At 45.4% G+C, this 12,774-nt stretch carries 11 protein-coding genes and 1 pseudogene; 2 read left to right on the forward strand and 10 right to left on the reverse strand.

Translation table 11 applies throughout. The features are described 5' to 3' along the window. Positions 1 to 43: 43 nt before the first annotated feature. A complete protein-coding gene (locus tag LEP1GSC047_RS11435; RefSeq protein ID WP_010417795.1) occupies positions 44 to 361 on the reverse strand; it encodes a hypothetical protein in 318 nt (105 codons plus the stop codon). A gap of 157 nt (positions 362 to 518) precedes the next feature. Here LEP1GSC047_RS11435 and ispG point away from each other — a divergent pair, with 157 nt between their 5' ends. Continuing rightward, complete coding sequence (gene ispG, locus LEP1GSC047_RS11440; RefSeq protein ID WP_010417793.1) at positions 519 to 2,516, forward strand: (E)-4-hydroxy-3-methylbut-2-enyl-diphosphate synthase; 1,998 nt, start codon at positions 519 to 521, stop codon at positions 2,514 to 2,516. A gap of 139 nt (positions 2,517 to 2,655) precedes the next feature. After that, positions 2,656 to 4,326, forward strand: a complete 1,671-nt coding sequence (locus LEP1GSC047_RS11445; protein WP_010417792.1) for an alkaline phosphatase family protein — start codon at positions 2,656 to 2,658, stop codon at positions 4,324 to 4,326. Between the two features lie 67 nt (positions 4,327 to 4,393). Here the strand turns inward: LEP1GSC047_RS11445 and LEP1GSC047_RS11450 are convergent, their stop codons facing one another. From LEP1GSC047_RS11450 to LEP1GSC047_RS11495, 9 genes and pseudogenes are all read right to left on the reverse strand, one after another. Further along, positions 4,394 to 4,585, reverse strand: a complete 192-nt coding sequence (locus tag LEP1GSC047_RS11450; RefSeq protein WP_010417790.1) for a hypothetical protein — start codon at positions 4,583 to 4,585, stop codon at positions 4,394 to 4,396. Continuing rightward, a complete protein-coding gene (locus LEP1GSC047_RS11455) occupies positions 4,569 to 5,366 on the reverse strand; it encodes a pentapeptide repeat-containing protein (protein ID WP_010417789.1) in 798 nt (265 codons plus the stop codon). The genes LEP1GSC047_RS11450 and LEP1GSC047_RS11455 overlap by 17 nt, the downstream gene beginning before the upstream one ends. Positions 5,367 to 5,429: 63 nt before the next feature. Continuing rightward, positions 5,430 to 5,630, reverse strand: a complete 201-nt coding sequence (gene rpmE / locus LEP1GSC047_RS11460) for a 50S ribosomal protein L31 (protein WP_010417788.1) — start codon at positions 5,628 to 5,630, stop codon at positions 5,430 to 5,432. A 23-nt stretch (positions 5,631 to 5,653) separates the two neighbouring features. Further along, entirely contained in the window at positions 5,654 to 7,063 is a 1,410-nt protein-coding gene (gene rho / locus LEP1GSC047_RS11465) for a transcription termination factor Rho (RefSeq protein ID WP_010417787.1), read from the reverse strand. Positions 7,064 to 7,280: 217 nt separating this feature from the next. After that, positions 7,281 to 8,402: a helix-turn-helix domain-containing protein gene (locus LEP1GSC047_RS11470; protein ID WP_010417786.1), complete on the reverse strand. Its 1,122-nt coding sequence runs from the start codon at positions 8,400 to 8,402 to the stop codon at positions 7,281 to 7,283. Between the two features lie 144 nt (positions 8,403 to 8,546). Next, a complete protein-coding gene (locus tag LEP1GSC047_RS11475; protein ID WP_010417785.1) occupies positions 8,547 to 9,212 on the reverse strand; it encodes a hypothetical protein in 666 nt (221 codons plus the stop codon). A gap of 9 nt (positions 9,213 to 9,221) precedes the next feature. Next, the gene (locus LEP1GSC047_RS11480; protein WP_010417784.1) at positions 9,222 to 10,271 is read right to left on the reverse strand and encodes an adhesin OmpL37 family surface protein; all 1,050 of its coding nucleotides are present in this window, start codon (positions 10,269 to 10,271) and stop codon (positions 9,222 to 9,224) included. Between the two features lie 608 nt (positions 10,272 to 10,879). Further along, a pseudogene (locus LEP1GSC047_RS22535) lies at positions 10,880 to 11,799 on the reverse strand (PD-(D/E)XK nuclease family transposase). 88 nt (positions 11,800 to 11,887) lie between these two features. Further along, complete coding sequence (locus tag LEP1GSC047_RS11495) at positions 11,888 to 12,736, reverse strand: Rpn family recombination-promoting nuclease/putative transposase (protein ID WP_010417782.1); 849 nt, start codon at positions 12,734 to 12,736, stop codon at positions 11,888 to 11,890. Positions 12,737 to 12,774 lie beyond the last annotated feature (38 nt).

Below are 12,774 nucleotides of genomic sequence, written 5' to 3' on the forward strand. Positions count from 1 at the left end.
GCCAAACTTCAAGACAATTAGGACACTTTGAGTTACTCTTTTCTCAAACGGTTTTGGAAATTTCTTCCTCGTTCAAGGACCCGCTAACGATACGATATCTTAGGAAGGTGTTACAAGTCGCCTCGTCGGAATATCGGACCAGATCGTAATCCGGACGAGGAGAACGAAAAAAAGAGGAATGAATCAATCTTTCTCCTACCTCTTTTCGAATATGGGAACGGGCCTCGTTTCTTCTTTTATAAATGGAAGGAACGATGATATCGTTCTTATACGAGAGAATATTATTCCTATAAATGGCGACAGTTAACCGGATTCGGTAAATCTTGTCGTCATCACTTTCCTTTCTATTTAAAGAATCCATTTTTGATAGGTCTAGGATCCCGACGAACCCAACCGCTATACAGAATATCGGCCCGGCTCCCCCCCGATCTCAAATTATGGAAAGAGAATTTTTTCCTTAAAATCCTACATGACAAGCGACCTGCAGACGTCCAATTTGTTATTAGAGACCGCCCCAGATGAATTTTCGATACAATCATTCCCCCTTTTCCCACAAACGTCGCCGCACCCGGGAAGTGAAAGTGGGAGACATTGGGGTCGGAGGCAATAATCCTATACGAATCCAATCCATGATTACGGCCGATACAAGGGACACGGAGAACTCCGTGCGTCAGATATTGGAATTGGAGGAAGCCGGCTGTGAAATCGTGAGGCTGACGGTCCCGTCTCAGCCGGACGCGGATAATTTACCGAATATTAGAAAAGAATTAAAGCGAATAGGAAGTAAGGTTCCTTTGGTCGCCGACATTCATTTTACTCCGAGCGTGGCAATGAAGTCGGTCGAATGGGTCGAGAAGGTTCGAATCAATCCGGGAAATTTTGCGGATAAGAAAAAATTCGCCGTTCGGGATTATTCCGATTTGGAATACACTGAGGAATTGGAACGAATCGCGGAAGTCTTCTCCCCTTTGGTTTCCCGTTGCAAGGAGTTAGGGGTTTCGATGCGGATCGGAACCAATCACGGCTCTCTTTCCGATAGGATCATGAATCGTTACGGAGATACGCCGATGGGAATGGTGGAATCCGCGATCGAGTTTATCCGAATCGCCGAAGCGGTCGGGTATAAGGACATCATCGTAAGTATGAAGGCTTCGAATCCTCAGGTGATGATTCAGGCGTACCGACTTCTCTGCAGTCGATTTCTGGAACTGCAAATGGATTATCCTCTTCACCTAGGAGTGACCGAAGCGGGGGACGGGAAAGACGGACGAATTAAATCGGCCATCGGAATCGGATCTCTACTGGAAGACGGACTCGGAGATACGATCCGTGTTTCCCTTACCGAAGATCCCATCCATGAAATTCCGGTGGCGCGGTATCTTGCGGAAACGTACAATACGAAACTATTTCCGGAGGCAAACGGAATTTCCTATTCGGAATTTAGGAATCCATATACGTATCAAAGATTCTACAGTAAACCGATTCGAGTTTCGAGCGTCGAAATCGGGGAGAACCATCCGGTTCGCATCGAATCCGTTTTCAATTTTTCCTCTCCCGGAGAATTCTCGAATCAACTTTCCAATCTAAAAAATTTCGCAAAAAATCGATCTCTGGAAGTGGAATTGGCATCCGTTCCTTTTCCCGCCGATTCTCTTCAAAGGGAAGAACTCCTCGAAATCTCCAAATCATCCCTCACTCCGATAGGAGTCATTTTGGAGCAGCATGAATTATTGTTCGAGAATGATCTGGAAGATCTAAAACCGTTTCCGAAAATCACGATCGATCCGTTCTATCATTTTCAGAACATCGATGCATTAACGGATTTCCTGAAACTAAGGGAAGGCCGCGGGCTAACCGAACTTTCCGTCCAATCGTATCAGATCGAAAGTTTGAACGGCCTACCCGAAGTATTTAAAGAAAACGGAATAGAATCCATTGCCTTCTCTCTTCGAACTCCGCATATCCTTCACGATTATCGGAAGCTCGCGAGAATCCTGAGCGATTCCGATTACCCGATCGTGCTCGCGGGAGAATTCGAAACGCAAGAGGCCGCATTATTCGAATCCTCCATCGGTCTAGGCGGTTTGCTGGTGGACGGAATCGGAGATCTATTGAGAATTCGGATAGCCGATTCGGATCCGGAATCGGTTCTTCAACTCGGATTCGATCTACTTCAGGCGACAAGACTAAGACTTACAAAAACGGAATATATTTCCTGTCCGTCCTGCGGTCGCACTCTATTCGATCTGCAAACGACTACGGCAAGGATCAAGGCGAGAACCGGACATCTCAAAGGCGTCAAAATCGCGGTGATGGGCTGCATAGTCAACGGTCCAGGAGAGATGGCGGATGCCGACTTCGGGTATGTCGGCGCCGGTCCGGGAAAAGTGCATTTATATAAGGGAAAAGAAATCGTCTTAAAAAACGTTCCTTCGGAAGAAGCCGACGAAAAACTCGTTCAACTCATTAAAGAATCCGGAATGTGGATCGAACGGGAATCGATGGAAGCGGTTTAATTTTCCTAGTTTCAGGGAATATTCAATGAATTCCTAAATCCCGTTTGACTCGAATTTGTAATCAAATCGGTTTCGATCTTAAATCTTCTTTCCTCGAAAAGTTCTTTTCGAACCCGAAGATCTCGGCAATCTGATCAACATGCGCCGATTTAAAACCTTTTTTGTGATTTTTGCGATTTCCATCGCGTTTAGTTCAGTCTTTACGGCACCTTCCTCCGTCGCGCCGATTCGCCCCAAATTAGTGGTCGTTATTTCGGTAGATCAACTCGCTTCCAACTTGATCGATCCTAAGTCTCTAAAAACTTGGGGTGGAGAATTTACGAGAGGCTTTAAAACCCTCCAACAAGAAGGCGTTTATTTCACGAATTCCTATCACGCGCACGGTTTTACCGAAACTGGACCGGGCCATTCCGTTATTCTTTCCGGTCGATTCCCCACTCATACGAAGATTACTCAGAACAGCTGGACCGATCCCGAGACCGGTGAGGAAATTTATTGCGTGACCGATAAGGACACCGACGTTTTGGACTCCAAGAAGAAAGGAACCGGGGCAAGTCCCAAAAATTTCGCCGGGACCACCCTAGGCGATTGGCTTTTATCTCAAATTCCGAATTCCAGAGTGTATACGTTCGCGGGAAAAGATAGAGCCGCGGTCCTGATGGGCGGGGCAAAGCCTTCCGGAGCGTTTTGGTTTGACGAAGAATCGTTCACCTTTACGACCTCGACGTTTTACGGAAAGGAGTTACCCCAATGGTTAGAATCGTATAATAAAAAGATTTTGAATCGATTCTCCGAGGATATGACTTGGAAACTGCCGACTCATAGAAATTTTAATTCCGGAAAGTATCAGGTAGGGACGTATTCTCTTAACACCGGAGCGAATAAAGCCATCTACAAAGCGGGAAGTCCGCTCGATAAATCGACCTATCTCCGATACCGTGCCTCTCCGTTTTTCGACGATGCGGTTATCGAAGGCGCGAGTCGCTTAATCGATGAGGAAAAATTAGGTCAGGGAGAAACGACGGATCTGATCGCGGTCGGATTATCGGCCACCGATTATATCGGACATGGATTCGGAAACCAAGGACCGGAAATGCGGGACCAACTTTTACATCTGGACGAAATTATCGGAACTTTCATCGATAAGATACGGATGTCTCATCCGGACGCTTGGATCATTTTCACTGCAGACCACGGAGCTCCCGATTTATCGGAGCGTCTTTTGGAACTAGGAAAGGATGCGAATCGGATCGATCCGGACGTTTGGAGACGCAAATTCGTACGGGAAGTTGCGGCCCGTTTAGGTACCGGAGAAGCGGAATTATTCTGGAAGATCCGAGATCCTTCCCAAATCTATATCAGACCTAAATACAATCTGGATAAAGCCGGAGTTACCAAGGAAAAAGTGATAGCTGCTTCGCTTGAAGTATTAAAGACGATGCCGGGAGTTTTGACCGTTATATCCGCCGATGAGATCCAAAAACTGGATCTACCGTCTAAAAATGATCCGGAACAGTACACGATTAAAGAGCGCTTGAGACTAAGTTACGTTCCCGGTCGGTCAGGAGATATCTTGGTCGCATTCAAAGAATATACGACCGTTGGAGATACGGATAAATTCGAATATCTAGTACATCATGGAAGTCCGCACGATTATGATCGTAAAGTTCCGTTAATATTCTTAGGCCCCTGGACGGCAAAGAAAGTATCGAAACCTACAAAGATCGTAGATCTTGCGCCCACGCTCGCCAAATATCTAGGCTTAAAGCAGGTGGACAAAGTGGACGGCCAAATACTACCCTTGGAATAAATTCCGGTAGGAAAGATAGGGAACGGAGTTTCTCGCACTCGGAAATTCCGGGCCCATAAAAAATTTCTCAGTCGAGAGGAGCTAGTTCGGAAAGACTTAAATCCGAAATCGTATGCGGGTAACCTTCCCTATCATTATATAAAACGGAAACCTTATCGCCGTCGATTTCCAGGATTTCCACATGGGCTCCGGTTAATACGATCACTCCCTTTAAAAGGAAGCTTCTCTTGGTTAATTTTACCTTATCTCCCGGCTTCATCCTTCTCCATATACACGTCTTTTCCTTCCTTTTTCATGGAAGAAAAGATATGAATCTGCGACTGGTCGACTCGGGTACCGATATCGTAAATCGCGCCGGTAAAATCGGCGCCTTCGATTTTAGCACCGGCCAGTTTTGCCCATCGCAAATCGGCTCCTCGAAAATTTGCACCTTTGAGATTTGCGGAGTTAAGAAAGGCTCCTCTTAAGCGGGCGCCTTCGAAACTGGCGCCTTCGAAATTACAATTGGTCAAAAATGCGTTGTTTAAGTTTGCTCCGGAAAAATCCACGCCGTGAAGATCTTCCTTTTCCAAAATAATCGAGGACAAGTCTTCCCCTTTTAGAGTGCCGTTTTGTTTCAGTAATTCTTTTGCTTTGAACGCGGTGATCCTTCTTTCTTTCGGAACACCGGACCCGTTTTCAAAATCTTGGATGGCTTGCCGGAGTGCGGCCACTGCCGATTCGGGATAATTCTTGCGTCGTTCCGGAAATTCGAAAAGTTTCTCTACGTCTTCCGGTGTGATCGATTTGAGTTCATCGACCGATTTGCCTTTGGCAATTTCGGTGGCCATAGCCAGGGCCACAATCCCGAAACCGCATCCGGTTGTAGTATAACTTGCATCCGAAACGATTCGATTTTCGTCGATTTTGAGGTAGATTCTGTAGCCGTCTCCGCAACCTACGTTTCGGTAATTGGAGACGACCGTGGCATCTTCCATTTCCCTATAGTTCAGTCTTTGGTCGTTGATTTCCTTGTATTTGTCAAAATCCATCACCTTCATGAAACTACCTCCGGTAATAGCTTAGACTCGAAAAACGCCAAATCCGACATAGAAATCGGAAGCTTACTTCATCTTATATTTTTTCTTGAATTTATCCACTCGACCGGCCGTATCCAGAACCTTGGATTTGCCGGTAAAGTAAGGATGACATGCGGAACAAATCTCCACATGAATATCTCCTACCGTAGTACGAGTCTCGTAAACCGCTCCGCATGCACAACGGATCTTAGCTTCTGCATATTTTGGATGAATACCGGTTTTCATAATTTTTTCCAATCCTCCTACTATTAGGCGTTCATGCTGGCCAAAAAGGCTTCATTTGTTTTTGATTGCCGCATTTTTTCGAGCAATAATTCCATGCTTTCCGTGATACTCATGGGAGAAAGTACTTTTCGGAGAACAAAGACCTTCTGAAGGATCTCCTTCGGCAAAAGAAGTTCCTCCTTTCGGGTTCCGGATTTGTTTATGTCGATTGCCGGGAAGATTCGTTTATCGGAAAGCTTACGATCCAAGTGGATTTCCATATTACCGGTTCCTTTAAATTCCTCGAAAATCACTTCGTCCATTTTGGATCCGGTATCGACGAGTGCAGTCGCGATAATCGTCAAAGAACCGCCTTCTTCTATGTTTCTGGCGGCACCGAAAAAACGCTTCGGCTTGTGAAGGGCGTTGGAGTCCACACCACCGGAAAGAATTTTTCCGGAAGTCGGAATCACCTGGTTATAGGCGCGGGCCAATCGGGTGATCGAATCCAATAGAATGACCACGTCTCTTCCGTGTTCTACGAGACGTTTTGCCTTTTCGATAACCATCTCGGCCACCTGAACGTGACGAGTCGCAGGTTCGTCAAAGGTGGAACTTACCACTTCTCCCCGAACGTTGCGTGCCATATCGGTAACCTCTTCCGGACGCTCATCGATCAAAAGTACGATTAAGGTGACTTCCGGGTGATTGCGAGTGATCGCGTTCGCAACGTTTTGCATCAAAATCGTTTTACCGGTCCGAGGAGGAGCGACGATCAATGCCCGCTGGCCTTTTCCGATCGGGCACATTAAATCCACGATACGGGTATCTAATTGAGAAGGATCATGCTCCATTCTCAATCTTTCGTTCGGATATAACGGAGTTAGGTTATCGAAAAGAGCTCTCTTACTAGCGACATCGGGAGTGTACCCGTTGACCGTCTCGACCCGAAGCATCGCAAAGAATCTTTCGGATTCCTTAGGAGGACGAATCTGGCCTTCTACCGTATCTCCGGTTCTAAGACCGAATAATTTGATTTGTGACGGAGATACATAGATATCGTCCGGTCCCGGAACATAGTTATAATCCGGAGAACGAAGAAATCCGTAACCGTCCGGGAGTCGTTCCATGACTCCTGCAGCATGAACCTGTCCGTCTCGTTCGGCCTGAGCCTGGAGTATGGCAAAAATCAGATTCTGCTTTTTGAGTCCCCCGGTGTTTTCAACACCCAGATCCTTTGCGACTTCGATCAGTTCGGAAATAGAGGTTTTCTTTAAAGCGACCAGATCTATCGGAACAGGGCTTGGTCCGTCATACGCACCTCTCCGGCGCTTTCTAGAACGGATCTCTGCGGTTTCCGGATCGTCTTCCGGGAAACTTGGTTCGTCTTCGTGATAATCGTTTTGATTGTCTGTATTGAGTTTGGGCTTAGAGTCTCTTCTTGGGTTAGCCATCAGGATACCATTAGATTTTATAGAAGGTGTACGGTAATACGCCTTTCAGAGTTTATTTTTTATGATTAAGAGCGGGTTATTGAGGATCCGGAAAGATCGGTTTCTTAAGTCGCCCCGAAGACCCATTTATTCTCTGTGCGGGGATCGGCTTTGAGAAGGGAACGGAGGTCGGCTCTTACTTTGGACTATTTCGTGAACATATGCGGTGTCAATGAAATTATTTTCCCTTGGCCTTTTTTTTGGGAGTACCTTTCTTTTTTGGAGCCGATTGCTTCTTCTTTGCTGCGATTTTGGGTTTTGTTTCTAATGGAATAGGCTTAGGAGAAATCTGGGACTTCTTCGAAGAGTTGGGTTTACCCGTTTTTTTTCTCGGAATCGGTTGGTCCTTATTCAATTTGAATCGGGCCCCGAGATCCAAAAACTTGATTCTGTTTTGTAAGGTAGTTCTCGGTACACCAAGGTCTAAGGCTGCGTGAGAAACGTTTTCTTGGTTTCGCTTTAATGTATGGTAAATGTAGCTTCCCTCTACTTCCTTTAGCATCGTCTCTAAGGGAAGTTTTTGACTGAATGCTTCGGTCACCGAAGGGAATTCCATGCCGTCTTCATCCTGGGAGTTAAGCTTGGCCCGAATCGGAGAGAAATGATATAGATAGCCCAAGGGCTTTCCCTTTTGCCGTAATACGGAGACTCTTACCAAAGATTCCAAATCTTGCACAAATGTTTGAACGGAGATCTTCCCCTCATCCAAGCGCAATTCATGCGTTTTTAGATAGTTTCCCAGCAGATCCTTAGACATTTCTTTTAACAATTTTTCCGCGTAGAGAATGCTGTCTCGAAACCATCTCCGAGTCAAAATATCTTTTTCAAAGGTCTCATTATAAAAAACCGCGTGTCCGTCCAAATCCGTTGCAAGTAAACCGTCCGGAAAATTCTGTAGTATCACTTCCATAAACCATTGGCTTTGCTTTGTCCTATCTTCCTCTTTCGATTCGGAGCTTTGCTGAGCCGGCTTTTCCGCACCCTTTGCAACCCAAGAAGAACGGCTCAGCTCCGCCATCAGGCGGGGCTTATCCCATTCATCCTTTCTTTCTCCGAATGAATTTAAAACGGGAATCGTTCTCTGTTTTTGGAAGTATCCGAGAAGACTCTCAGGTATGTCCTGAATCAAATATTCTTCCGGAATTCGGGTAAATTCCCGATCTGCCACGCTTAAGTCGGCTAATTCCATCAGAATCGTTTCTTTAGGAAGGAGGCCCAGCAAACCGTCACTCTCCTCCCAAACGGGAAGAAAGTTCGTCGGAGTGTATAAAAAATGTTTATAGAGACCTTCGATTCTCATTAGTTAGCGTGGTATCGGGAAAAAGAATTTCCCTGAAATGACTTCTATTCCCGATTTACCGGGAAAATTCTTCCTTTTTTTTTCTCGAAGAAAGGAGTTTTTTGTCGGTCGGAAAAAATTTTAGCGAAGTTAGACTGTTGCTACTCAGCGATTCGCCTTGTCCAAGAGTTGCCCGCCGGCATTTTGAAATTCCTCCGGAACGGGTAACTTAGCGGTTTTTAGACTGGAAAACGAGTATTTTAAAGAACGTTTATACAGTACGAGCGCATATAGGTAATTTCCGTCTCGATGAAACTTATTTCCCGAAATCCATTCTTCTCTCGCCATACGGAAGTAATTATTGGCAAGCGCGTTTTCTTTTGCGGTCAGCGGATGCCGATCCGGCGAATCGATTTTGAGCAACTGAGTTTCTCTGACCGTATATTGCAAAAGTTTGGACGAGCAGTTTTCCGCAAATTCCGACCATCGCTTTACTATTTCCGGAAGTTTTCTTTCGAGAGTCGATAAGGCGTCCGATCGCTCCTGAGCGGTTCCGACTCGGGTCATCGATTCGAGATCGGCGGAGTACGATTCTAGGCGCTCCAAATCTTTTTCTAGGTCGATCGAATGAAAGGAACGTTTCATTTCCCGCAGTATGCGAACTTTGGAGTCCACGTTTTTTTTCCGCTCTCGAAACGTTAGAGATTGGGAAGAGTCCACTTGTTCCCAAGCAAAGAATCCCAGAGCCATACCGGCGAAGATCAATACCCACTTCCACGATCTTCTTTTACCTCGGAGGGCCAGAATTTCGGAAGGAGTCGGTAAATCCATAGGATCGGATTATTTCCCCGTCGCCCCGGGTGTAGCTCCGCTCGAGGAAGGTACCTGAGGAAGGGCTTCCTTTCGATTCATATCATCGGAACGAATTTCTTCATTACTTTTTTCTAAGAAAGACACGCGCCCGTTTGTTATAAAACTATAATTATCGTCGTGAGTTTCCAACAGATCGATCGGGTTGCTTTTTCCCTCACCGGGAGGAACGATTTTTTGGGTAATCAGTTCGTTATCAATATAATCGATTAACGCATTTCTAATTCTATCGTAATCGGATATATTCTCTTTTTCCGCAGCGTTTCTCATTTCATCCAGGTTCACGAATTGATATTCCGCTTTATCGTCGTTCGGAGTCTTTGCGGAAATCATGGCCAAAATGGCGAAGCGCTTCGCTCTACGAGCGATTCTAATCCCATCTCCGTGCAAAACAAGTTTCACTCTATATTGTTGCGGCGAGGAATTGTATGCCGCCGTGAAGCTATCCTCGGAGGCTTTTAAATCCCTAAAACCGAGCTTCAGTAAATGTTGCGCGATCTTATCGTTAGAGCGGATAATTAAAGGAGAGGCGGCTTCCAATAGGATTCTGGCAGTACGAACGTAATTTTCATGAACGACTTGAAAGAGCTCCTTCATTTCCGCTTGCGCGGATTTAAGATTCTTATACGAAAGACTGTAGTTCCCCTGGAAGTACCACATATTTCCGTTAAAGTCCGCTTGATTCGCTTTTCTAAAAGAACGATAGTTATCAAACGTATTCAATTTTTTATAAAGCTCTTCTTCGCCGGCAGGGGCCGAACCGGCAGGGGTTTGTCCACCCTGAGCATTTTCCGCGGCGGTCGGCGCGTTGGTTTGCGGCTTAGTATTCTTCTCCTCCGTGAGTTGGGGAGTCAGGTTACTCGCGCAAATATTAATAAATTTCAGATTCAGCTTATTTTCATCGATCAAGATCGCCAAGTTGGTCTGATCCGGGGATACCCCGAGGATTCGATCCGACAATCCGCTAACGACTAAAGCCGAGGAGAGTATGACTAAGATTCTAAAGCGATTTAGACCCATGGCGTTCTACTCTCTACTATCGGCCAGAATGAAAAAATTTACCATTTTTTTTGACATTCCCCAAAATATCCGGGTTCACGCGGAGGACGTTCAGAGGACTGAGGACTGAGAATTATTCCTATTACCCTGACAACAATTTTTTTAAAAACGAATTATGTTGGAGCGAGGTGTTACTGGATTTTCGGGGAGCGTCAGCAATTTTGTGTAAATGACGATTTTTAAAAAGATTCCTATGTTAGAATGGATCTTTCCTCTGCCTCAGAGGGTTTCCAACTAGTAGTAGCTTCTGTCTAGCGTGAGCAAAGCGAACGCGTCTGTCCTCAGTCTTCTGTCCTCTGAAAACGAATTATGTTGGAGCAAGGTATCAGAGAACGGAGGGCCGGGGAAAGATCCACTGTTAGCATAAGAATTTTTCTCTATAGCATGGAAACCCGGCTCGCCAATGTTCTGTCTTCCGTCCTCTGACCTCTGTCTTCTGAAAGCGAGCGCTTCAGTCCTCTGATAAGGGAAAAAAGGGCATAGGGAATTTCTGTTTAGATGACCAGTATAGTCAATTTCTTTCAGAGAAACTGTCAGGTGAATACTAAAACTGTACTCCAAATGCAATCCTATAGTATCCCGTGATCTCGAAGATTTTTTTCTGCCAGCTTGGTAATTTCCAAAACTGTCTTAAGATCGATACCTTTTGCAAGCATCTCACGAGCGTCTTCCAGTTTACCCTCGAGTTTACCTTCGAGCTTGCCTTCGAGCCTACCTTCCAGTTTACCTTCCAGTTTACCCTCGAGTTTACCTTCGAGCTTGCCTTTCTGTTTACCCGTTTGCTCTCCCCTCTCAAAACTACCCGCAAGGTCATACGCGTAGTCCCGGTCTGATTTTAGTTTCTCCTCTATACGACGCTTCTGAGCAGGATCGGAAGAGTATTTCTCCAAAATCGCAAACGCCTTACTCAAATCAGGGGTCTTATCTACCAATATTTCCATCTCTTCCTCCGTCAACTCTGGCGTGTGCTTCAGCACATACAACCATCGATATAAATCACTGCCCGTTTTTAGTAACTCTAATACGCTCTCTTCTGGCATCTTCGGAAGTTCCAAAAAGTGAACTTCTAATTCATCCTTTTCAGAAGACAGAGGTCAGAGGACAGACGCGTTCGCTTCGCGCCCGCTAGACAGAAGCTGCCCGATCACGGAAAAGGTAAAGAAGTAGAGGGAAGATCCGCTGTAACACAAGAATCTTCCTCTAGAACATGGAAATTCCGCTCACCAATGTTCTGTCCTCCGTCCTCAGTCTTCTGTCCTCTGCAAACATGAAAAATCTTGCCCGATTCGTCCCTCGCCCTAAGGTCCAAATACGATCTCTTATCCCCGGGATAATCCGTCGGAAGTTCAGGATTTAAAATCGTTATTTCTTCTACCCTATGATCTCCATTCGGATACAAGACGCTTGTTAGTATCGAAGACAAGAGCTTCGGCTCTTCTACAAATAACGACTTAAAGACCAAATCGTTCGTTAAGGGAAAAAAGGGCATAGGGAATTTCTGTTTAGGTGCCCAGTGCGGTCAATTTCTTTCGGAGAAACTGTCAGGTGAATACTAAAACTGTACTCCAAATGCAATCCTATAGTATCCCGTGATCTCGAAGATTTTTTTCTGCCAGCTCGGTAATTTCCAAAACTGTCTTAAGATCGATACCTTTTGCAAGCATCTTGCGAGCATCTTCCAGTTTACCCTCCAGTTTGCCCCTACCATAATTGCCAGCAACATCATACGCGTAATCTCGATCCGCCTTGATCTTTTCCTCGATCTGGCGTTTCTTTTCCGGTTCCGATGAATATGTCTCAAGCAATTCAAACACTAGGTTTAAATCGGGAGTCTTATCTACTACTATACCCATCTCTTCCTCCGTCAATTCTGACGTATGCTTGAACACATACATCCAACGATACAAATCGTCGCCTTCGCGTAACAGCCTTAGCTTCTCCTCTTCCGGTAATTTTGGCAACTCCAAAAAGTGGATTTCAAGTTCGTCCGTTAGGGTTATTTCAGGATTCTCTTCTTCCCTAAGTTTAAACTTACTATGGTAATTCTCTCCGGGTATCAACCTGAAGTCCAATATGTTGATTTGATACACCGGCTTCAAATCTCCGTAACCGTCTCCCGATTTCAACTGGTCCCGAATCAACCCGGAAAGATAATATAAGCTTCGCTTAATGAATGTACTCTGATGGGCTACTTGAACTTCCACGTGAAAGATTCTTCCCGATTCGTCCCTCGCCCTAAGGTCCAAATACGACCTCTTATCCCCGGGATAATCCGTCGGAAGTTCAGGATTTAAAATCGTTATTTCTTCTACCCTATGATCTCCATTCGGATACAAGACGCTTGTTAGTATCGAAGATAAGAGTTTCGGCTCTTCTACAAATAACGACTTAAAGACCAAATCGTTCGTTAAGGGAAAAAAGGGCATAGGGAATTTTTGTTTAGATGATCAGTGCGGTCAATTTC

It is taken from the genome of Leptospira inadai serovar Lyme str. 10 (assembly GCF_000243675.2).
Taxonomy (GTDB): domain Bacteria; phylum Spirochaetota; class Leptospiria; order Leptospirales; family Leptospiraceae; genus Leptospira_B; species Leptospira_B inadai.

Coding starts and splice junctions, on each gene's coding strand:
- LEP1GSC047_RS11435 (WP_010417795.1), bottom strand. CDS start 361: ATGGATTCTTTAAATAGAAAGGAAAGTGATGACGACAAGATTTACCGA.
- ispG (WP_010417793.1), top strand. CDS start 519: ATGAATTTTCGATACAATCATTCCCCCTTTTCCCACAAACGTCGCCGC.
- LEP1GSC047_RS11445 (WP_010417792.1), top strand. CDS start 2,656: ATGCGCCGATTTAAAACCTTTTTTGTGATTTTTGCGATTTCCATCGCG.
- LEP1GSC047_RS11450 (WP_010417790.1), bottom strand. CDS start 4,585: ATGAAGCCGGGAGATAAGGTAAAATTAACCAAGAGAAGCTTCCTTTTA.
- LEP1GSC047_RS11455 (WP_010417789.1), bottom strand. CDS start 5,366: ATGAAGGTGATGGATTTTGACAAATACAAGGAAATCAACGACCAAAGA.
- rpmE (WP_010417788.1), bottom strand. CDS start 5,630: ATGAAAACCGGTATTCATCCAAAATATGCAGAAGCTAAGATCCGTTGT.
- rho (WP_010417787.1), bottom strand. CDS start 7,063: ATGGCTAACCCAAGAAGAGACTCTAAGCCCAAACTCAATACAGACAAT.
- LEP1GSC047_RS11470 (WP_010417786.1), bottom strand. CDS start 8,402: ATGAGAATCGAAGGTCTCTATAAACATTTTTTATACACTCCGACGAAC.
- LEP1GSC047_RS11475 (WP_010417785.1), bottom strand. CDS start 9,212: ATGGATTTACCGACTCCTTCCGAAATTCTGGCCCTCCGAGGTAAAAGA.
- LEP1GSC047_RS11480 (WP_010417784.1), bottom strand. CDS start 10,271: ATGGGTCTAAATCGCTTTAGAATCTTAGTCATACTCTCCTCGGCTTTA.
- LEP1GSC047_RS11495 (WP_010417782.1), bottom strand. CDS start 12,736: ATGCCCTTTTTTCCCTTAACGAACGATTTGGTCTTTAAGTCGTTATTT.